General features: G+C 74.0%; 20 protein-coding genes and 1 pseudogene. 18 read left to right on the top strand and 3 right to left on the bottom strand.

What is annotated here, in order from left to right:
- Nucleotides 1-130: 130 nt before the first annotated feature.
- From BAW75_RS31210 to BAW75_RS31170, 9 genes are all read left to right on the top strand, one after another.
- The gene (locus tag BAW75_RS31210; RefSeq protein WP_104115916.1) at nt 131-2,965 is read left to right on the top strand and encodes a Na+/H+ antiporter subunit A; all 2,835 of its coding nucleotides are present in this window, start codon (nt 131-133) and stop codon (nt 2,963-2,965) included.
- Entirely contained in the window at nt 2,962-3,441 is a 480-nt protein-coding gene (locus BAW75_RS31205; RefSeq protein ID WP_043325764.1) for a Na(+)/H(+) antiporter subunit C, read from the top strand. Before BAW75_RS31210 ends, BAW75_RS31205 begins: the two co-directional genes overlap by 4 nt.
- Complete coding sequence (locus BAW75_RS31200) at nt 3,438-4,943, top strand: Na+/H+ antiporter subunit D (protein WP_043325762.1); 1,506 nt, start codon at nt 3,438-3,440, stop codon at nt 4,941-4,943. Before BAW75_RS31205 ends, BAW75_RS31200 begins: the two co-directional genes overlap by 4 nt.
- Nucleotides 4,940-5,590 (top strand): Na+/H+ antiporter subunit E, encoded by a 651-nt coding sequence (locus BAW75_RS31195; protein WP_064447104.1) that lies wholly within the window; start codon nt 4,940-4,942, stop codon nt 5,588-5,590. Before BAW75_RS31200 ends, BAW75_RS31195 begins: the two co-directional genes overlap by 4 nt.
- Complete coding sequence (locus BAW75_RS31190) at nt 5,587-5,850, top strand: MrpF/PhaF family protein (RefSeq protein ID WP_104115915.1); 264 nt, start codon at nt 5,587-5,589, stop codon at nt 5,848-5,850. Before BAW75_RS31195 ends, BAW75_RS31190 begins: the two co-directional genes overlap by 4 nt.
- Entirely contained in the window at nt 5,847-6,182 is a 336-nt protein-coding gene (gene mnhG / locus BAW75_RS31185) for a monovalent cation/H(+) antiporter subunit G (RefSeq protein WP_069089343.1), read from the top strand. Before BAW75_RS31190 ends, mnhG begins: the two co-directional genes overlap by 4 nt.
- A 163-nt stretch (nt 6,183-6,345) precedes the next feature.
- A complete protein-coding gene (locus tag BAW75_RS31180; protein ID WP_043325755.1) occupies nt 6,346-7,701 on the top strand; it encodes a hemolysin family protein in 1,356 nt (451 codons plus the stop codon).
- Nucleotides 7,698-8,762, top strand: coding sequence for a hemolysin family protein (locus BAW75_RS31175; RefSeq protein ID WP_104115914.1), 1,065 nt, complete (start codon nt 7,698-7,700; stop codon nt 8,760-8,762). The genes BAW75_RS31180 and BAW75_RS31175 overlap by 4 nt, the downstream gene beginning before the upstream one ends.
- Nucleotides 8,763-8,863: 101 nt before the next feature.
- On the top strand, nt 8,864-9,793 hold the full coding sequence (locus tag BAW75_RS31170; protein WP_104115913.1) for a sporulation protein: 930 nt from the start codon (nt 8,864-8,866) through the stop codon (nt 9,791-9,793).
- 61 nt (nt 9,794-9,854) lie between these two features.
- Here BAW75_RS31170 and leuE read toward each other — a convergent pair whose 3' ends face one another.
- Nucleotides 9,855-10,517 carry a leucine efflux protein LeuE gene (gene leuE, locus BAW75_RS31165; protein WP_043325749.1) on the bottom strand — a complete coding sequence of 221 codons (663 nt, stop codon included), beginning with the start codon at nt 10,515-10,517 and terminating at the stop codon, nt 9,855-9,857.
- Nucleotides 10,514-11,761 carry a bifunctional pyridoxamine 5'-phosphate oxidase family protein/GNAT family N-acetyltransferase gene (locus BAW75_RS31160; RefSeq protein ID WP_104115912.1) on the bottom strand — a complete coding sequence of 416 codons (1,248 nt, stop codon included), beginning with the start codon at nt 11,759-11,761 and terminating at the stop codon, nt 10,514-10,516. The genes leuE and BAW75_RS31160 overlap by 4 nt, the downstream gene beginning before the upstream one ends.
- Nucleotides 11,762-11,799: 38 nt before the next feature.
- Between BAW75_RS31160 and BAW75_RS31155 the strand changes: the two genes are divergently transcribed.
- Nucleotides 11,800-13,137 (top strand): aminotransferase class I/II-fold pyridoxal phosphate-dependent enzyme, encoded by a 1,338-nt coding sequence (locus BAW75_RS31155; RefSeq protein ID WP_104115911.1) that lies wholly within the window; start codon nt 11,800-11,802, stop codon nt 13,135-13,137.
- Nucleotides 13,138-13,217: 80 nt separating this feature from the next.
- Nucleotides 13,218-13,916: a UdgX family uracil-DNA binding protein gene (locus tag BAW75_RS31150; protein WP_104115910.1), complete on the top strand. Its 699-nt coding sequence runs from the start codon at nt 13,218-13,220 to the stop codon at nt 13,914-13,916.
- A 1-nt stretch (nt 13,917) separates the two neighbouring features.
- Here BAW75_RS31150 and BAW75_RS31145 read toward each other — a convergent pair whose 3' ends face one another.
- Nucleotides 13,918-14,568 carry a 4a-hydroxytetrahydrobiopterin dehydratase gene (locus BAW75_RS31145; RefSeq protein WP_104115909.1) on the bottom strand — a complete coding sequence of 217 codons (651 nt, stop codon included), beginning with the start codon at nt 14,566-14,568 and terminating at the stop codon, nt 13,918-13,920.
- An 82-nt stretch (nt 14,569-14,650) separates the two neighbouring features.
- On the opposite strand from BAW75_RS31145, the gene BAW75_RS31140 reads away from it, so the two are divergent.
- From BAW75_RS31140 to BAW75_RS31110, 7 genes and pseudogenes are all read left to right on the top strand, one after another.
- Nucleotides 14,651-15,178 (top strand): hypothetical protein, encoded by a 528-nt coding sequence (locus BAW75_RS31140; protein ID WP_104115908.1) that lies wholly within the window; start codon nt 14,651-14,653, stop codon nt 15,176-15,178.
- A gap of 20 nt (nt 15,179-15,198) precedes the next feature.
- Complete coding sequence (locus BAW75_RS31135) at nt 15,199-16,341, top strand: acyl-CoA dehydrogenase family protein (RefSeq protein WP_104115907.1); 1,143 nt, start codon at nt 15,199-15,201, stop codon at nt 16,339-16,341.
- A gap of 67 nt (nt 16,342-16,408) precedes the next feature.
- Nucleotides 16,409-17,721: pseudogene (locus BAW75_RS31130) on the top strand (MFS transporter).
- Nucleotides 17,712-17,912: a DUF3046 domain-containing protein gene (locus BAW75_RS31125; RefSeq protein WP_030504158.1), complete on the top strand. Its 201-nt coding sequence runs from the start codon at nt 17,712-17,714 to the stop codon at nt 17,910-17,912. The pseudogene BAW75_RS31130 and the gene BAW75_RS31125 overlap by 10 nt, the downstream one beginning before the upstream one ends.
- A gap of 185 nt (nt 17,913-18,097) precedes the next feature.
- The gene (gene recA, locus BAW75_RS31120; RefSeq protein ID WP_013284729.1) at nt 18,098-19,147 is read left to right on the top strand and encodes a recombinase RecA; all 1,050 of its coding nucleotides are present in this window, start codon (nt 18,098-18,100) and stop codon (nt 19,145-19,147) included.
- 11 nt (nt 19,148-19,158) lie between these two features.
- Complete coding sequence (locus BAW75_RS31115; protein WP_104115905.1) at nt 19,159-19,851, top strand: regulatory protein RecX; 693 nt, start codon at nt 19,159-19,161, stop codon at nt 19,849-19,851.
- Between the two features lie 88 nt (nt 19,852-19,939).
- The coding region (locus BAW75_RS31110) for a 3-keto-5-aminohexanoate cleavage protein (protein WP_104115904.1) at nt 19,940-20,647 on the top strand (708 nt) is incomplete at its 3' end.

The following is a 20,647-nucleotide window of genomic DNA, read 5'->3' as shown; positions in this document are numbered from 1 at the left end:
CGTGGTGGGAGGTGGGGGTGGAGAGATGGGTGGCTTTTGGGGAAACGGGCGCGGCTAGGGGTGTTTGTGACGTCTGATCGGTTGTGTCCCAGCGTGTTCCGGCGCGCTGTCACCTCGACCGGGAGTACGCGTGCTCGTCCTGCTGATCCTGCACCTGGTGGCGGCGCTGCTCGCCCCGCTGCTGGTCCGCCGGTGGGGTCCGCGCGCCTGCCTGCTGCTCGCGCTCGCCCCGGCCGCAACCGCGGTCTGGGCGGCGGCCCACACCGGGGCGGTACGCGACGGCGGCGCGGTCGTCGAGACGTACCAGTGGATCCCGGAGCTGCAGTTCGACGTGGCGCTGCGGGTCACCACGCTGTCCTGGCTGATGCTGCTGCTGGTCGGTGGCGTCGGCGCGCTGGTGCTCGTCTACTCCGCCCGCTACTTCGAGCCCGGGTCGGTCGGGCTGGCCCGGTTCGCCGCCGTCATGGTCGCCTTCGCCGGGGCGATGCTCGGCCTCGTCGTCTCCGACGACCTGCTGCTGCTCTACGTCTTCTGGGAACTGACCACAGTCTTCTCGTACCTGCTGATCGGGCACAGCACCGAGCGCCGGTCCAGCCGGTGGGCGGCCGCGCAGGCGCTCACCGTGACCACGCTGGGCGGCCTGGCGATGCTCGTCGGGTTCCTGATGCTCGGTCACCACGCAGGCGGCTACCGCTGGTCGTCGGTGGCGTCCGCGCCGCTGCCCGGCGGCGGATACCTGGCGCTGGCGGTGCTGCTCGTCCTCGCCGGCGCGCTGGCGAAGTCGGCGGTGTTCCCGTTCAACGCCTGGCTGCCGGTGGCGATGGCCGCGCCGACACCGGTCAGCGCGTACCTGCACGCGGCGGCGATGGTGAAGGCCGGCATCTTCCTCATCGGACTGCTCGGCCCGGCGCTCGCCGCGGCCGGACCGTGGCGGCCGGTCACCGTCGTCGCCGGGCTGCTCTCGCTGGTCCTGGGCGGCTGGGCGGCGCTGCGGCAGACCGACCTGAAGCTGTTGCTGGCGTACGGCACGGTCAGCCAACTCGGACTGCTCGCCGTGCTGTTCGGGGCGGGCACCCCGAAGGCGGCGCTGGCCGGCGTGGCGATGCTGGCGGCGCACGCGCTGTTCAAGGCCGCGCTGTTCCTGGTCGTCGGCATCCTCGACCACGAGGCGGGCACCCGTGACCTGCGGGACCTGTCCGGGGTGGGCCGGGCCGCGCCGCTGCTGGCGATCGTCGCCACGCTCGCCGCCGCCTCGATGGCCGGCGTGCCGCCACTGCTGGGGTTCGTGGCCAAGGAGTCGGTGCTCGCCGCGTTCACCGGTGACCCGCTCGTGCTCGCCGTGCTGGTGGCCGGCAGCGCGCTCACCGTCGCGTACAGCATCAGGTTCGTCTGGGGCGCGTTCGGCACCCGGCCCGGCGTCGCCGACACGGAGGTGGCCCGGCCACCGGCCGCGATGCTCGTACCCCCGGCGCTGCTCGCCGTGGCCGGGCTCGCCGCCGGTCCGGCCGCCGGGTGGCTGAGCGGCCTGTTCGAGCCGTACGCGGAGTTGTTCGGACCGGTCGAGGAGCATCTGGCGCTCTGGCACGGGCCGACCGCGGCGCTCGGCCTCTCCGCCCTCGTGCTGGCCGGCGGCGCGGCACTGCCCGTGGTCCGCGGCCCGCTCGCGCCCGCGCTGGCGCGGCTGCGCTCGCCGGTGAGCGGCAACCAGGGGTACGAGTGGGTGACGCACGGCTTCGACCGGCTCGCCATCGAGGTCACCGGCGCCACCCAGCGCGGCTCGCTGCCGCAGTACCTCGGTACGGTGCTGCTCGCGCTGGTGTTCGTGCCCGGCGGGGCGATGCTCGCCACCGCGCCGTGGCGGGTCGAGCTGGCGGTGTGGGACAACCCGGCCCAGCTCGTGGTCGCCGTGGTGATCGCGGTGGCCGCGCTGCTCGCGGTCGGCGCGCGTCGCCGGCTCACCGCGATGCTGCTGGTCGGGGTCACCGGCTACGGCACCGCGATGATGTTCGTCCTCTACGGCGCGCCGGACGTGGCGCTGACCCAGTTCCTGGTGGAGACCGCCACGATCGCCGTGTTCGTGCTGGTGCTGCGCCGGCTGCCGGAACGCTTCTCGGCCCGTCCGCTGCGCCGCAGCCGCTGGGTGCGGCGCGGCATCGGGATCGCCGCCGGCGTGGTGATGGCCGGCCTGGCGCTGACCGCGGCCGGAGCGCGCCGGGCGCCGTCGATCTCCGCCGACTTCCCCCAGCTCGCCCTCGTCGAGGGGTACGGCCGCAACGTCGTGAACGTGACCCTGGTGGACATCCGGGCCTGGGACACCATGGGGGAGATCTCGGTGCTCGTGGTGACCGCGACCGGTGTGGCCAGCCTGATCTACGAGCGTTCCCGCACCGGCCCGCGTCCGCGCCGCCCGCGGCCGGTCGCGATGCGCGCCGGTGACCGGCGCACGGTGTGGCTGCGCGGCGGGCAGACGCTGCCGGAGCGGCGGCGCTCGATCGTGTTCGAGGTGGTCACCCGGCTGATCTTCCACACCGTACTGATCTTCTCGCTGTTCCTGCTCTTCTCCGGGCACAACGCCCCCGGTGGCGGTTTCGCCGGCGGCCTGGTGGCGGGCCTCGCGCTGGCCCTGCGCTATCTGGCCGGCGGCCGGTACGAGTTGGCCGAGGCGGCGCCGGTCGGGGCCGGCACCGTGCTCGGCGCGGGTCTGGGCATCTCGGTCGGCAGCGGGGTGCTCGGGCTGGCGCTGACCGGCGACGTGCTGCAGAGCGTCAAGGTCGGCCTGTGGCTGCCGGTGATCGGCGACTTCTACCTGGTCACGTCGCTCTTCTTCGACATCGGCGTCTACCTGGTGGTGGTCGGGCTGGTGCTGGACATCCTGCGCAGCCTGGGCGCCGAGGTGGACCGGCACGTGGAGGCCGCCGGTGAGGCGGGACGCGGGTTGATCGTCCAGCGGGACGGGCCGGCATGACGAGGGGGGCGGCCGGTCCGACGCTGGTGCTGGTGCTGGCGGTCGGGGTGCTCGTCGCCGCCGGTGTCACGTTGCTGCTGGAACGCAGCCTGACCCGGATCCTGCTCGGCATCATCCTGCTCGGCAACGGCGTGAACCTGCTCATCCTGCTCGGCGGGCGAGCCGGCGCCGCACCGTTCGTGGGCTCCTCCCCGCAGGGTGAGATGAGCGACGCGCTGCCCCAGGCCATGGTGCTCACCGCAGTGGTGATCACGTTCGGGCTGACCGCGTTCCTGCTCGCCGTCGCGTACCGCAGCTGGTACACCAGCGGCGACGACGAGGTGCAGGACGACCTGGAGGACCGGCAGATCGTCCGGCTCGCCGAGAGCAACGAGGTGTCGACCGCGGACCACGGCGGCGAGGGCCCGGACGACGACCCGGAGCAGGTGGACCCGGAGCCGGCCCGCCGGCGGCTGCGCCGGGACGGTGAGACATGAGCGGGCTCGTGCCGCTGCCGGTGGTGGTGCCGCTGCTCGGCGCGGCGCTCACCCTCCTGCTGTCCGGGCGGCCCCGCCTGCAGCGGTCGATAAGCGTGCTCTGCCTGTCCAGCGTCCTGGTGGTGGCGGCGGTGCTGCTGGTCGAGGCGTACCGGTTCGGGCCGGTGGTGGTGCAGGTGGGCGGCTGGCCGGCGCCGGTGGGCATCGTGCTGGTGGCCGACCAGCTGGCGGCGCTGATGGTGCTGGTCTCCTCAGCGGTGACCTTGTGCGTGCTGCTCTACTCGATCGGCCAGGGCCGGGGGGAGACCGGCGAGACCGCGCCGGTGAGCATCTACCACCCCACGTACCTGGTGCTCACCGCGGGCGTGACGAACGCCTTCCTGGCCGGGGACCTGTTCAACCTCTTCGTCGGCTTCGAGATCCTGCTCGCCGCGAGCTTCGTGCTGATCACGCTGGGCGGCACCGAGGTGCGGCTGCGCACCGGCTCGACGTACGTGGTGGTCAGCATCCTGTCGTCGCTGCTGTTCCTGTCCGCGGTGGGGCTGGTGTACGCGGCCACCGGCACGCTGAACATGGCGCAGCTCGCCGGCCGGCTGGACGCGCTGCCGTCGGGCGTACGCCTGACGCTGCAACTGATGCTGCTGCTCGCGTTCGGGATCAAGGCGGCGGTGTTCCCGCTGTCGGCGTGGTTGCCGGACAGCTACCCGACCGCGCCCGCGCCGGTGACCGCTGTCTTCGCCGGCCTGCTCACCAAGGTCGGCGTGTACGCGATCATCCGCACCGAGACGCTGCTGTTCCCCGGCGGCCAGGTCGCCGGCCTGCTGATGGTGGTGGCCGGCCTGACCATGGTGGTCGGCATCCTCGGCGCGGTGGCCCAGTCGGACCTGAAGCGGCTGCTGTCGTTCACGCTGGTCAGCCACATCGGTTACATGATCTTCGGGGTGGCGCTGAGCAGCGTCGCCGGCCTGTCCGGGGCGATCTTCTACGTGGTGCACCACATCACCATCCAGACCACGCTGTTCCTGGTCGCCGGCCTGGTCGAGGAGCGGGCGGGCAGCACCGACCTGCGCCGTATCGGCGGGCTGGCGCGGGTCGCCCCGATGCTCGGCGTGCTCTTCTTCGTCCCGGCGATGAACCTGGCGGGCATCCCGCCGTTCTCCGGCTTCCTCGGCAAGCTCGGTCTGCTCCAGGCCGGCGTGGCGGCGGGCGGGACGCTGCCCGCCGTGCTGGTCGGGGCCGGCACGCTGACCAGCCTGCTCACGCTCTACGCGGCCTCCCGGGTGTGGAACATCGCGTTCTGGCGGGCGCCCCGGCTGGCCTCCACCACCGTGCCGGCCCGGCTGCCCGGCCTGATGGTCGGCGCCACCACCGCCCTGGTCGCGCTCGGCGTGCTGTTCACGCTGGCGGCCGGGCCGCTGTTCCAGGTCACCTCGAACGCGGCCACCGACCTGCGCGAACGCACCCCGTACGTGCGGGCGGTCCTGCCCCGGGACGTGCCATGACCGACGACCTGCCCCCGGGCGGGGGCGCGACCGGGGAGCCGACGGGCGTACCCCGGGCCGCGCCCGAGCCCGACGCGCCGATTCAGGTGGTGGGCCGGGGTGGGCGGCGCCGCGACCAGGCGCTCGCGCTCGGCTGGCTGGTCGCCGCGTGGCTGCTGCTGTGGGGCGACGTGTCAGTGGGCAACCTCATCGCCGGGCTGGTGGTCGGCGCGGCCGTGCTGCTGTTCTTCCCGCTGCCGCCGGTCACGTTCGGCGGCCGGTTCCGCCCCCGCGCGCTGCTGGTCTTCCTGATCACCTTCATCGCGGAGCTGGTGAGCGCCAGCCTGCACGTGGCCGCCGTGGCGCTGCGCTTCGGTTACCGCCCGCGCGGCGCCATCATCGCGGTGCCGCTGCGCGTGCGTACCGACCTCAACCTGGCGCTCACCGCCGAGGTGATCTCGCTGGTGCCGGGCACGCTGATCATCGACGTCGACCGGGCCGCCGGCGTGCTCTACGTGCACGTGCTCGACGTGCGCGGCCCCGAGGACATCACCGGCAGCCGCGAGCGCGTGCTCGCCGTCGAACGGCGCATCGTCCGCGCCATCGGATCTCCCGCCGAGGTACGCCGGCTCGACCTCGAACCCGCCGAACGGAGGAACCACCCGTGACAGTCCTGCTCGCCGTCGCGCTCACCGTGCTGCTCTCGGCCACCGCGCTGCTCGCCCTGGCCCGCATCTACCGCGGCCCCTCCCTGCTCGACCGGGTCGTCGGCGCCGACCTGCTGCTGTCGGCGATGCTCGCCGCGGTGGGGGCGGAGGCCGCCGTGAACCGGCACGCCACCACGCTGCCCGTGCTCGTGGTGTTCTCCCTGCTCGGCTTCATCGGTTCGGTGTCGCTGGTGCGCTTCGCGGTCCGGGCCGAAGCATGAGTGCCGGCACGATCGCGGACTGGGCGGGCGGGGTCCTGCTGCTGGCCGGGGCGGTGCTGGGGCTGATCGCCGGCATCGGGCTGGTCCGCTTCCCGGACGTGCTGGACCGGATGCACACGGCCACCAAGCCGCAGGTGCTGGGCGTCCTGCTGCTGCTGGCCGGGCTGGCGCTGCGTCTGCGTACCCCCTCGGACCTGGGCATGCTGGTCCTGGTGGCGATCTTCCAGCTCTCCACCGCGCCGGTGGCGGCGCAGATGATCGGCCGGGCGGCCTACCGGTCCGGCCGGGTCGACCGGAGCCTGCTGGACGTGGACGAGCTCGCCGGGCGGTGAACCGGACGTGGGGGAGGGTTCCCGGCACCCTCAGCGGACGTCCAGCCGGTACCGATAAAATGGGCCGCATGATCGACTCTCCTGCCCCGGAGGGCAGCAGTAGCCGGCCGGGTCATACCCGGCGAATTCCCTCCCCGACGACCCCGGGAGCACTGAACCTCCCGTGCTGATCCTCGTCGGTCTCCTTCTCATCATCGTGCTCACCGCCGCCACCGGTTACTTCGTGGCCCAGGAGTTCGGTTACGTCGCCGTGGACCGGGGCAAGCTCAAGCAGCTCGCCGACGGTGGCGATCGTGCCGCAGCCCGGGCCCTGGAGGTCACCGCGCGGCTCTCGTTCATGCTGTCCGGCGCCCAACTGGGCATCACCGTGACCGCCCTGCTCGTCGGTTACGTCGCCGAGCCGTTCCTCGGCGCCGGGCTGGCCGACCTGCTCGGCCTCACCGGCATCTCCAGCGCGGTGGCGTTGCCGCTGTCGGTGGCGCTGGCCCTGGTCATCGCCACAGTGGTGCAGATGGTCCTGGGTGAGCTGGCCCCGAAGAACCTGGCCATCGCCCGCGCCGAGCCGCTGGCCCGGGCGCTGTCCCGGTCCACCCTGATGTACCTGAAGATCGCCGGCCCGCTGATCACGCTCTTCGACCGGGCCGCGGTACGGCTGCTCCGCCGCATCGGCATCGAGCCGATCGAGGAGCTGCCCAGCGGCGCCACCCCGCAGGACCTGGAGCAGATCATCGCCGAGTCCCGGGAGGAGGGGCACCTCGACGCCGAGATGTCCGACCTGCTGGACCGGGGCCTGGACTTCCGGGAGCTGACCGCCGGCGAGGCGATGGTGCCCCGCGTCGACGTGCACACCGTGCGGGCCGACGAGCCGGTCAGCCGCATCGTCGAGCTGCTGGACACCGGCCACTCCCGGTTCCCGGTGCGTGGCGCCGAGGGCGTCGACGACCTGATCGGCGTGGTCGGCATCGCCGACGTGCTCGGGGTGCCCCCGGCGCAGCGCGCGACCACCCGGGTCGATGCGGTGGCCGTACCCCCGTTGCTCGTGCCCGAGACGCTGCCGCTGCCGACGGTGCTCGACCGGCTGCGGTCCGGGCACCGGCAGCTCGCCTGCGTGGTCGACGAGTACGGCGGCTTCGCCGGCGTGATCACGCTGGAGGACCTGGCCGAGGAGCTGGTCGGGCCGATCCGGGACGAGGACGACCCGCCGGACCGGGCCGCGGCGCGGCAGGAGGACGGCTCCTGGGTCGTCCCCGCGCGCTGGCGCATCGACGAGGTCGCCGACAGCACCGGCATCGAGCTGCCCGAGGCGCCCGAGTACGACACGCTCTCCGGTCTGGTGATGCGGGAGCTGGGCCGGGTGCCCGAGGTCGGTGACCGGCTGGAGATCCCGGTCGCCGCCGACGGCGACGAGCCGGCCTCGGGCCCACGGGTGCTGGTCGAGGTGCTCGCCGTGGACCGGCACGTGGCCGACTCGGTACGGCTGCGGTCCACCGCCGACGTGTCCGGGGAGGGTGCGGCATGAGCCCCGGGTTCGCGTTGTTCTTCTCCGTGGTGCTGCTGGCGCTCAACGGGTTCTTCGTGGCCGCCGAGTTCGCGCTCGTGGCGGCCAAGCGGTACCGGCTGGAGCAGTCGGCCGCCGGTGGCGGCCGGGCCGCCCGCGCGGCGCTCGACGGCGTCCGCGAGCTGAGCCTCATGCTGGCCGGCGCGCAGCTCGGCATCACGCTGTGCACGCTGGGTCTGGGCGCGCTGGCCGAACCGGCCATCGAACGGCTGATCAGCCCGCTGCTGCACGCGGTCGGCCTGCCCACCGCGGCCAGTCATGTGGTGGCGCTGGTGTTCGCGCTGTCCCTGGTGACGTTCCTGCACCTGGTGGTCGGCGAGATGGCCCCGAAGTCGTGGGCGATCACCGACGCGGAGCGTTCGGCGACGCTGCTGGCGCTGCCGTTCCGGGCCTTCGCCCGGATCGTCCGGCCGGTGCTCTCCGTGCTCAACGGGCTCGCCAACGCGATGCTGCGGCTGTTCGGCGTGCAGCAGCAGGACCAGCTGGCCCAGGTGCACGGCCCGGACGAGCTGCGCATCCTGCTGGAGCAGTCCCGGGAGCACGGGCTGCTCGGCGCCGAGCAGCACCAGCTGCTCAGCAGCATGCTGGAGCTTCAGGGCACCACTGTGGCGCAGGTGATGGAGCCGTTCGACCGGATCGTCACGGTGGGCCGCGACGAGACCGCCGAGCGGATCGAGCACGTCTCCCGCGACAGCGGCCGGTCCCGGCTCGCCGTGGTCGACGCCGGTGGCGAGGTGTGCGGCCTGGTGCACGTACGCGAGGCGGTGCGTGCCGTCACCACCGGCCGCCCGGCGACCGCGGACGAGCTGATGACCAACGCCTTCACGCTGCCGGCCGAGGCGTCGGTGACCGAGGCGGTGGCCGCCATGCGGGCGCAGCAGGCGCAGCTCGCGCTGGTGAGCAACGGTGGCGGGCCGACCCGGCCGATCGGGTTCGTCGCGCTGGAGGACCTCCTGGAGGAGGTCATCGGCGAGTTCGACGACGAGACCGACCCGGTGCCGCGAGGCCGCCGGATGCGCTGACCGTCGTGATCCGTACCGGCCCGGCGAGGTGGGAGACCACCTCGCCGGGCCGGCGTCCGTTCCACCGGGCATGGCCGGGCGGGCAGCGGGAAAGCCCCGCCATGCGGTTGACCGGGGTGTCGCGGGACTCCGCCTGGACGGGGCTCTCGGTGAGCACCACGCTGCCCAACCCGAGCACCCGGCCGGGCCTGCGCCTGCCGGGCCGGGTGACGCTCAGCGCCGGCGGATCGGACGTACCGGTCCGGCACATCCGGCTCGGTCTGGTCACCCAGGTCGAACCGGAGGACCCGGAGGCGCCGCGCCGCCTGGTGCAGTTCCAGACGTGGACGATCGCGGGCCGGTTCGTGGTGCCGGCCGGACGACGGCGGGCCGTGGAGTTCGCCGTGCCGCTGCCGTGGGAGTCACCGGTGACCACGTACGGCGGCGTGCCGCTGCTGAGCCTGCGTACCGGGCTGCGTACCGAGGTGTCGGTGGATCCGGAGGTCGACCAGGGCGCGATGGTGCCGGTGCTGATTCACCCGCTGCCCTCCCAGGAGCACGTGCTCGCCGCGCTGGACACGCTCGGCTTCGCGATCCGGCAGGCCGGGCTGCGCGAGGGACGCCTGCCGGGGGTGGAGCAGACGCTGCCGTTCCAGCAGTGGTACGGCTTCTGGGCCGCCCCGCTCTACGCCGGGCCGATGACCGAACTCGAAATGATCATGCTGACCGACTCGGCCGGCATGGAGGTGCTGCTCTGGCTGGACCGGCGGCTCTCCCTGGCCGGGATCACCCACCAGAGCATCAGCCGGTTCCGGATCTGGCACGCCGGGGCCGACCAGCGCGACTGGGTGGCCACAGTGGACGGCTGGCTGCGGCACGCCATCGACAGGCACGCGGCCGCGGCGGCGCACGCCGACTGGTCGGCCACGGTCCGCGAGTCGGCGCACGTCAGTCGCCCGCCCGACCGGCCGGTCGCGCCCGGCTACGGGCTCGGCGGCACGGCCGGCGGCGCGGGCATCGGCGGCGGTGGCGGTGGGGGCGACGGCACGTGATCTTGTTAAGAAGGGGCCCTTCCTCTGCCGGAGGCGTTAAGAAGGGGCCCTTCCTTACACCTCAGCCGGCGGCGAGCTTCAGGCTGAAGCCGAGGAACAGCATCGCCACCGCCGTGGTCCCGGTCGCGGCCAGCCGACGGCGCTGCCGGAACTGGGCCGCCAGAAACGTGCCGGTGAAGATCAGCGCGGTCAGGTAGAGCGCGCTGGCGACCTGCGCGATCAGCCCGAGCAGCAGGAACGACAGCGCCGGCCAGGCGTACCCGGGGTCGACGAACTGAATGAAGAACGAGACGAAGAACAGGATCGCCTTCGGGTTGAGCAGGCTGATCACCAGCGCCCGCCGGAACGGCTCCTGCGGCCCGGCCGGCTCGACCTCGTCGATCAGGCGCGGCGTGGCCGGGTCGTTGCGGTCGCGCCAGCGCCGCCACGCGCCGCGCAGCATGGCCAGCCCCAACCACCCGAGGTACGCCGCGCCGGCGTACTTGATCACCAGGTAGAGCGGCGGGTACGCCTGGAGCAGCGAGGCCACCCCGGCGGCGGAGAGGAACATCAGCACCGCGTCGCCGACGAACACCCCGGCGGCGGCCCGGTAGCCGGTGGCCACGCCCCGGCGGGCGGCGGTGGCCAGCACGAAGAGCGAGTTCGGTCCGGGCAGCAGCACGATCGCCACGGTGCCCAGCACGTACGTCCAGATGTCGGTGATCCCCAGCACGCCGGACATCATGACGCCACGGTGGCCGCCGCGCGAAGACGTTCCCGCAGGCTGGCCTGTGCGCTCGGCCACTCCTGCGCGAGCATGGAGTACTGCACGGTGTCCCGCCAGGAGCCGTCGGCGCGCTGCTTGTGCTGCCGCAGCACGCCCTCCCGGCTCGCGCCGAGCCGTTCGATGGCCCGCTGGGAGCGCTCGTTGCGGATGTCGGTGTGCCAGACCACGCGCACCGCGTCCAGCTCGTCGAAGGCGCGGCCCAGCAGCAGCAGCTTCGCCTCGGTGTTGACGCCGGTACGCCACCACGGGCGGCCCAGCCAGGTGTAGCCGATCGCCAGCGACCGGCGTACCGGGTCGATCTCGTAGTACGAAGTGGTGCCGATGACCGCGCCGGTGGTGGCGCAGCGCTGCGCCCAGCACACCTGCTCGCCGCGTTCCTGCGCGTCCAGGTAACTGGCGACAACCTGGCGCATCTCGTCGGCGTCGGCCGGCCGCGTACCGCCCAGGTGCTGCCACACCTGCGGGTCGTCGGTGGCGGCGTGCAGCTCGTCGGCGTGGGCGAGGTCGAGCGGCTCCAGCGCCACGTGCTCGCCGCGCAGCACCGCCGGCTCGTGCCACGGCGAGCGGGCCGCCCGCAGGTACGCCGGCACCGGCGCGCTCACCCCGGGGGCGGGTTCGGGTCGGCCCGGTGTGAGCCGCAGCGGCACCACACCGGCCCAGTACGGCAGCGCCTCGTCGGCCGGCTCGTCGTTGACGCCGCCGGTGCGCACCCGTACCGACACTTCCCGCAGCGGCAGCGCCAGCACCGCCGTCTCGGCCAGCTCGCGCCGGTTCGGCGGGCGGCTCTCGGCGGAGCGCCCGGTGGCCACCTTCTCGATCAGCGCGGTCATCACCGCCGCCTTCTCGTCCGCGTCCTCGACCAGCCGGGCGGTGCCGTGCGCCACCACGGACCGGTAGTTGGCGCTGTGGTGGAACTGCGACCGCGCGTAGACCAGCCCGTCGAGGTGGGTGACGGCGACGCAGACCGGCAGCCCGGCCTCGCCCCGGGCGGCGAGCAGCGGCCGGCTGCCGGTGGACCCGTGCAGGTAGAGCGTGTCGCCGACGCGCACGTGCAGGGTCGGCAGGATGCGCGGCTCGCCGCCGACGGTGAACGACAGCGCGCAGTGGTACGCCTCGTCGAGCAGCGCATGCGCAGTGGCCGCGTCATAGCGCATCCGGTCGCGGACGCGGCTGGCCGTGGTGCGGGGGGTCGGAGGGTACATGTGACATCCCACCTTTGTTCTAGTACAATCGCCAAACTGTGGCAGCACATTATCAGGTCAGCGGGTCCACGTCGGCCGCGATTTCGGCCAGCGTCGAAACCGGCATCCGCAGCGGCGAGATCGCCCCGGGCGACGCCCTGCCCGCCGTCCGGGCGCTCGCCGCCGACCTCGGCGTCAGCCCGGCCACCGTCGCGAAGGCGTACCAGGAACTGCGGCAACGTGGCCTGGTCGCGACCGCCGGCCGGCACGGCACCCGGGTCCGCCCCCGCCCACCGGTGGCCGCCCGCCGCGCCGCGCTGCTGCCCCCGCCGCTGCCCGGCGGTCGCGACGTCTCCGCCGGCCAGCCCGACCCCCGGCTGCTGCCCCCGCTCGGGCCGCACCTCGCCGCGCTCGCCGCCGACATCGGACCCCCCGGCGGGTACGCGACCGACGCCGTGCTGCCCGACCTGGCCGCCCTGGCGACGGACCGGCTCGCCGCGGACGGGGTCCCGGCCGGCGAGCTCACAGTCACCGGCGGCGCGCTCGACGGCATCGAACGGCTGCTCGCCGCCCACCTGCGCCCCGGCGACGCGGTCGCGGTGGAGGACCCGGGCTGGGCCAACCTGCTCGACCTGATCGCCGCGCTCGGGCTGCGTACCGTCGGGGTGCCGGTGGACGACGACGGCCCCACAGTCGGCGGCGTCCGCGCGGCGCTGGCCGCCGGGGTCCGGGCGCTCGTCGTGACCAGCCGGGCGCAGAACCCGACCGGCGCGGCCGTCTCCACCGACCGGGCCGACGCGCTGCGGACACTGCTGGACGGCCGCGCCGACCTGCTGCTGATCGAGGACGACCACGCCGCCGAGCTGGCCCGCGTACCCCTGCATCCGCTCGCCGGGGCGACACCGGCGTGGGCCTTCGTCCGGTCGGTGAGCAAGCCCTACGGGCCCGACCTGCGGCTCGCGGTGCTGGCCGGCGACGAGGCCACAGTGGCCCGGGTGGCCGGCCGGGCGCGGGTCGGCGCCGGCTGGGTGTCCACGGTGCTGCAACGGCTGGTGGTGTCGCTCTGGCGCGACCCGGCCACCGCCGAGCTGGTACGGCGCGCGGCGGACAGCTACGACCGGCGGCGCGACGGGCTGGTGGCCGCGCTGGCCGCGCGCGGGGTGGCCGCGCACGGGCGTACCGGGATCAACGTCTGGGTGCCGGTGCCCGACGAGACGGTGACGGTCACGACGCTGCGCGACGCCGGATGGGCCGTGGCGCCCGGCCGGCTGTACCGGATCGCGGCCGACCCCGCCGTGCGCGTCTCGGTGAGCGCGCTGGACGAGGCCGACATCCCCGCGCTCGCCGACGCGCTCACCGCCGGAAGGAAGGGCCCCCTGTTAACGCATTCGGTATAGGAAGGGCCCCCTTTTAACGCCTCCGGCCGAGCGGCGGGCCGCCTCGCGTGCGCGCCGCCGGACGGGGTAGAACGATCGGCATGGCCGAGACCGAGAGCGCGCCCGGAGCGCAGGAGTTCATCCCGCCGTCGGCGGACACCATCGACGAGCTGCGCGCCGCGGCGGGCGGCTGCAGGGGCTGCGAGCTGTACCGGGACGCCACCCAGACCGTCTTCGGCCGCGGCGACGAGCACGCGCGCGTGGTCTTCGTCGGCGAGCAGCCGGGCGACATCGAGGACCAGAAGGGGCTGCCGTTCGTCGGCCCGGCCGGGCGTCTGCTGCGCAAGGCCGTCGACGACGCGGCGCTCGACCCCGCCCAGATCTACCTCACAAACGCGGTGAAGCACTTCCGGTTCGAGCTGCGCGGCAAGCGGCGCATCCACCAGACCCCGGACCGGGTGCACGTCACCGCCTGCCGGCCCTGGCTGGTCGCCGAGTTCGCCCGGCTGCGCCCGGAGATCGTGGTGGTGCTCGGCGCCACCGCCGCCAAGGCGCTGCTCGGCCCGAGCTTCCGGGTGACGAAGCAACGCGGCGAGCTGCTGCCCTGGCCCGCCGCCGCCCAGCGCCCGGAGGACTTCGAACGGGTGCCGGTGGACCGGACGGGCGCGGTCGCCGACGCCGCGGCGGCCCGGCTGCTCGCCACCATCCACCCGTCGGCGGTGCTGCGCGCCGACAACCAGGACGTCGCGTACGAGGGCCTGGTCGCCGACCTGAAGGTGGCCGCCAAGGCGCTGCGCTGAGTCAGGCGCGCTGCTGCCAGGTGCACAGGCACACCCGGTTGCCGTCCGGGTCGGCCAGCACCCAGAAGCTCGGCGCCTCCGCGTCGCTGACCAGCGTCCCGCCTGCCGCCAGCGCGGCGGCGATGCGCGCGTCCACCTCGGCCGGGTCGACCCACACGTCCGGATGCCACCGCTGCCGGGGCTCGTCCCGGCCGGAACGCTGGAACCAGACCGTGGGCAGCGCGCCGTCCGGGTCGCGTACCTCGTCGGCGCCCGGGCCGGGCGGCGCGCCAGGCGCCAGCACCGCCCGCCAGAACGGCAGCACCGCCGCGTGCTCCGGGGTGTCGAGCGCGAGCTCCAGCCGGGCCAGCCCGGCGGCCGACAGGGTAAGCCCGGAGTCCGCGGCCAGCCCCGAGACGAACCGGGCCAGCCGCAGGTCACGCTGCGTCACCCCGCCCACGTCGTGCGACCACAGCCGTACGTCCACGTGGGTGTAGCGCAGGTCCAGATCGGGATGATGATCGACCCGCTCGGCCTCCGCGCCCACCGCGGCCACCAACGCCAGCCCGGCCGCGAAATCGGGGGTACGGATGCGCGTCTGCAACGCCCCCAGCAGGTACGTCCACCCGTCCAGCCCGGCCTCGGCGACCTGCTTCCCCGTGAGTGTGCCCATCCGGCCATCCTGGCCTGCTTCCCTTCCGCCCGCTACCGTCCACGCGGGATTGTCGGACGGCCCACGGGGGTACGGTCCCGGCATGGCCGACCCCCGACCGCGCGTCTCACTGCTCCGGTTCGGCGCACCCGGCCCGTACGTGGTCTCCGTACTGATCGCCGGCCTCCTCTGGCTGCCCATCCGGCTCTGGGAGCGGGACGGGTCCGCGCAGGCCGCGGTGGTCGAGACCGGCCTGAACGCGGTGATCTGGGGATTCGCGTTCTTCTTCGCGCTGAGCCGGTTCGGAAAGCCGCGCCCCGCCGAGGCGGACCGTGTCGCCGCCTGGGCGGTCGCCGAGACCGCCCTGCGCCGGGGCGAGCCGCCCGCCGACGAGGCGGGGCGCGCGGCGGTGGCGGACAACCTCTCCGCGATACGCCGGGGAGCGCTGTTCGGGGCGGCCGGCGGCGTGGTGCTGCTCGGCCCGCTGACCGTCCTCGCGATCCGCGCGGGGTCGGAGCTGGCCGCGGCCGGGCTCGGGATCGTCCTGGCCGCGGTGCTGGCCGAAGCCGTGCGTACCGGCCGTCGGGAGCGCCGGCTGCGAGCGGCGCTCGCCTCTGTCCAGGGCGGGTGAGCGGTGCCAGACTTGCCGGCATGGAGCAGCATCTCTACGAGCCCGTCCACGACGAGTTCCGTGACCTGTGCCGCCGGTTCCTGACCCGGGAGGCGGTGCCGAACCACGAGCGCTGGGAGGCCGACGGGATCGTCGACCGGGAGGTGTGGCGGGCCGCCGGCGCGGCAGGGCTGCTCGGCCCCGACGTCGACCCCGAGTACGGCGGCGGCGGGCAGCGCGACTTCCGGTTCAACGCGGTGCTCGACGAGGAGATCGTCGCGTCCGGGTGCTCGGGCCTCGGGTTCGGGCTGCACAACGACGTGGTCGCGCCGTACCTGACCGAGCTGACCACCGACGACCAGCGCAAGCGCTGGCTGCCGGGCTTCTGCTCCGGCGACCTGGTCACCGCGATCGCGATGAGCGAGCCGGGCGCGGGCAGCGACCTGGTCGGCATCCGCACCGGCGCGGTCCGTGACGGCGACAGCCTGGTCCTCAACGGGCAGAAGACGTTCATCACAAACGGTGAGATGGCCGACCTGGTGGTCGTGGTGGTCAAGACCGCGCCGGACCAGGGCGCCCACGGGGTGAGCCTGGTCGTGGTGGAGAGCGGCACGCCGGGCTTCAGCCGGGGCCGCCGCCTGGCCAAGGTCGGCCTGAAGGCCAACGACACCGCCGAGTTGTTCTTCGACGACTGCCGGGTGCCGGCGGAGAACCTGATCGGCACCGAGAACCACGGCTTCTACCACCTGATGGCCAACCTGCCCCGGGAGCGGCTGAGCATCGCCGTCGCCGCGGTGGCGGCCTGCGAGAAGCTGCTCGCGCTCACCATCGAGTACGCCCGCTCCCGCGAGGCGTTCGGGCGGCCGATCGGCCGGTTCCAGCACAACCGGTTCCTGCTAGCCGAGCTGGACACCGAGGTCACCATCGCGCGCACGTTCGTCAACCACTGCGTCGCCGAGTTCAACGCGGGCCGCCTGTCGGTGACCGACGCGGCGAAGGCCAAGTGGTGGACCACCGAGCTGCAGACCAAGGTGGCCGACCGGTGCGTGCAGCTGCACGGCGGCTACGGCTTCATGGCGGAGTACCCGGTGGCGAAGGCGTGGCTGGACAGCCGCGTGCAGACCATCTACGGCGGCACCACCGAGATCATGAAGGAGATCATCGGCCGGGGTCTCGGCCTGTAGCGAAACCGGGTGCCGGCCGGGCGGGCCGGTGCGGGAGGATGGGGCACCCGTCCCACCAGGAGCGCGCATGTCCACCGACCTGACCGCGCCGGCCCCGCCCCGGCCCGACGTCGCCGGCATCCAACGGCGTACCGTCCGGCTGCTGTTCCTCACCCAGATCATCGGCGGCATCGGCGTCACCATCGGCATCTCGGTGGGCGCGCTGCTCGCCGCCCGGGTCGCCGGCACCGCCCTGGCCGGGCTCGCGCAGAGCGCCGGGGTGGTCGGCGCCGCGCTGCTCGCCATCCCGGTCACCCGGCTCATGGCCGCGCGTGGCCGGCGACCGGGCCTGGTTCTCGCGTACGCGGTCGGCGCGGTCGGCGGCGTGCTGGTGGTGGTCGCCACCGTGACGCGCCTGGTGCCGTTGCTCTTCGTCGGCATGCTGCTGTTCGGTGGCGGCACGGCGGCCAACCTCCAGGCCCGCTACACGGCGGTGGACCTGGCCGAGCCGCAGCGCCGGGGGCGGCAGCTCTCGCTGGTCGTGTGGGCCACCACCATCGGCGCGGTGGCCGCGCCGAACTTCGCCGCGCTCGCCGACGAGACCACCCGGGGCTGGGGCCTGCCGGCGCTGTCCGGCCCGTTCGCGTTCAGCGCCGTCGCGTTCACGCTGACCGCCGTCGTACTCCTGGTCCTGCTGCGGCCGGACCCGCTGCTCACCGCGCGCCGGCCGGCGGCGGCCGAGCCGGCGCCGGGCGCCGCGCCGGCGGTCACCCGCCGCGGTGGCATGGTCGCCGCGTGGCGCACGGTACGCGGGCGGCCGGCCGCCCGCCTCGGCATCGCCGCTGTCGCGGTGGGGCACCTGGTGATGGTCGCTGTCATGTCGATGACCCCGGTGCACCTCGGCGAGTGGCACTCCGACGAGGACGTGCTGCCGGTGGTCGGCCTGGTGCTGAGCCTGCACATCGCCGGCATGTACGCGCTGTCGCCGGTGGTGGGATGGCTCACCGACCGGGTGGGCCGGCGGCCGGTGATCCTCGGCGGGGTGGCGCTGCTGCTGGCCGCGTGCGCGGTCTCCGGCACCGCCGGGCACCACACGGCGCCGCTGTCGGTGGGGCTGACGCTGCTCGGGCTGGGCTGGTCGGGCACGATGGTGGCGGGCTCGACGCTGCTGTCGGAGTCGGTGCCGACCGCCGACCGGCCCGGTGTGCAGGGGCTGTCCGACCTGCTCATGGGGCTGGCCGGGGCGGGCGCGGCGGCGGCGAGCGGGTTCGTGATGCGGGCCGTGGGGTACCCGACGCTCACCCTGCTGGCGGCGATCGCCGTGGTGCCGCTGGTGGCGCTGGCGCTGCGCCGTCCCGGCCCGGCGCCACTCGACGAGGAGGACTGAACACGTGCGGCTGACCGACTTCTGGACGCGGCTGGAGGAGGCGTTCGGGCCCGGCTACGCGGCCAGCATCGCCCGGGACCAGGTGCTGTCCCAGCTCGGTGGGCGGACCATCGAGCAGGCGCTCGCGGCCGGTGAGCAAACGCACGTGGTGTGGCGCGCCGTGGTCGCCGCGTACCCCGACCGGGTGCCCGCCCGACTACGCTGAGCAGCCTTTTCATCGATCCCGCGTGTCGCTTGCCCAGTCGTACACCTGTTCGGCTATTGTCCACAGCGGGGTGCTCGTCCACAGCTCACGGCCCGTCGGCTGGTTTTCTGTCGGACCCAGCGCCTAGCGTGTCCCGCGTGACGCGAAGCTCAGGAAAGACGCCGGCGAAGGCAGGGGTGGCAACGATGGCAGCAGGGCCTGACCGGGAGAAGGCGCTCGACCTTGCTCTCGCTCAGATCGACAAGCAGTTCGGCAAGGGTTCGGTGATGCGGCTGGGGGAGCGGCCCGTCGTGCAGACGGCTGTCATCCCGACCGGCTCCATCGCGCTCGACGTGGCGCTCGGCGTGGGCGGTCTGCCCCGCGGCCGGGTGGTCGAGATCTACGGTCCGGAGTCCAGCGGTAAGACCACCGTCGCGCTGCACGCGGTCGCGAACGCCCAGCGGGCCGGCGGCATCGCCGCGTTCATCGACGCGGAGCACGCGCTCGACCCGGAGTACGCGCGGGCCCTCGGCGTCGACACCGACGCCTTGCTGGTCTCCCAGCCGGACACCGGCGAGCAGGCGCTGGAGATCGCCGACATGCTGGTCCGCTCCGGCGCGATCGACATCATCGTGATCGACTCGGTGGCGGCCCTGGTGCCGCGCGCCGAGATCGAGGGCGAGATGGGTGACAGCCACGTCGGTCTCCAGGCCCGGCTGATGAGCCAGGCGCTGCGGAAGATCACCGGTGTGCTCAACAACACCGGCACCACCGCGATCTTCATCAACCAGCTCCGCGAGAAGATCGGCGTGATGTTCGGCAGCCCGGAGACCACCACCGGTGGTCGGGCGCTGAAGTTCTACGCCTCGGTCCGGCTCGACGTGCGCCGCATCGAGAGCCTCAAGGACGGCACCGACGTGGTCGGTAACCGCACCCGGGTCAAGGTCGTGAAGAACAAGGTCGCCGCGCCGTTCAAGCAGGCCGAGTTCGACATCATGTACGGCAAGGGCATCTCCCGCGAGGGCTCGCTGATCGACGTCGGCGTGGAGCAGGCGATCATCCGCAAGTCCGGCGCCTGGTACACCTACGACGGTGACCAGCTGGGCCAGGGCAAGGAGAAGGCCCGCGAGTTCCTCCGCGAGAACCCGGACGTGGCGGCCGAGATCGAGAAGAAGATCCTGGAGAAGCTCGGCGTCGGCACCGGTGGTGCGGGCGACGCCGCCGGTGGCCCGGAACTGCCGCCGGTCGACTTCTGATCCGCTGACCCGTGGCAGGACGACGCGCCCGTACGGGCCGGGGCTGGGATGCCAGTCCTCCCCGTGCGGGCGACGCCACAGGTACGCCCCGGCCTCGCCGGGGACGCCGTGATCGCGCGGCGGAGTCCGACGCAGGGGAGGCTCCGGCTCCGCCGCGCGACGAGGCCGAGCTGGCCCGGGAGATCTGCCTGCGGCAGCTCGCGGTGCGCCCGCGCACCCGGGCCGAGCTGGCCGGCGCGCTGGCCCGGCGCGGCATCTCCGAGGAGATCGCCGAGCAGGTCCTCGACCGGTACGACGAGGTGGGCATCGTCGACGACGCGGCCTTCGCCCGTGCGTGGGTGAGCAGCCGGCACAACGGTCGTGGGCTGGCCCGCCGGGCGCTCGCCAACGAGCTGCGCCAGCGCGGCGTCGACGGCGAGGTGGCCGGCGCTGCCCTGGACGACCTGGACGAGGAGACCGAGGCGGAGACCGCCCGTGCCCTGGTGGACCGCAAACTGCGCAGCACCCGGGGTGAGCCGGACGCGGTGTTCCGGCGTCTGGTCGGCATGCTGGCGCGCAAGGGCTATCCGGCCGGGGTGGCGATCCGGGCGGTGAAGGACGCGCTGGCCGCGCAGAGTGCCGAGGCGGCCGAGTTCGCCGCGCACATCGACGCCGACGCGATGGCCGACGCCGAGCACGATCTCGACTCCCGCCGGCTCGACTGACCGACCGCCGGCCGGCCGTCGACTGACCGACTGACCGACCGACCGGCGGTCGGTGTCGCGGCCGCCGTCCCGAGGGGAGGCGCACACCGTGCTGAAGGCATGTCTCAACGGCACCCGGCGGCGGGATGAGCACCCCGCCGTACCGCTCACGCCGGCCGAACTGGCCGCCGACGCGGTGCGCTGCGCTGCCGCCGGGGTGGCGGCGGTGCACGTGCACCCGCGCGACGACACCGGCGCCGAGTCGCTCGACCCGGCGGTGATCGCCGCTGCGGTCACCGCCATCCGGGCTTCCCGTCCCGGCCTGCCGGTGGGCGTGAGCACCGGCGCCTGGATCGTCCCGGACCCGGCCGAGCGGGTCGCCGCCGTCCGTGACTGGACGGTGCTGCCCGACTTCGCCTCGGTCAACGCCCACGAACCCGGGGCGGCCCAGGTCGCCGCCGCCCTGCACGAGCGCGGCGTGATGGTCGAGGCCGGCCTGTGGACGCCAGCGGCGGTCGACGCCTGGCGCCGCTGGTCCGCGCCCACCGGGCGGATCCTGGTCGAGTGCATGGCCGAGCAGGTCGAGACGGCGCTCGCCGACGCGGCGGCGATCCTCGCCGCGCTGCCCGACCAGCCCGCGCCGGTGCTGCTGCACGGCGAGGGGCCCGCCACCTGGCCGGTCTACGCCGAGGCGGTCCGCCGGGGTTTGCACACCCGGATCGGCCTGGAGGACACGCTGCTGCTGCCCGACGGCACCCAGACCCCCGACAACGCCACCCTGGTAACCACAGCCCGCACCCTCGCCCCCCCACTGACC

The organism is Micromonospora chalcea, assembly GCF_002926165.1.
GTDB classification, from domain to species: domain Bacteria; phylum Actinomycetota; class Actinomycetes; order Mycobacteriales; family Micromonosporaceae; genus Micromonospora; species Micromonospora chalcea.
Note: the sequence above shows the minus strand (reverse complement) of the source record. Positions and strands in the feature narration are given on the sequence as shown.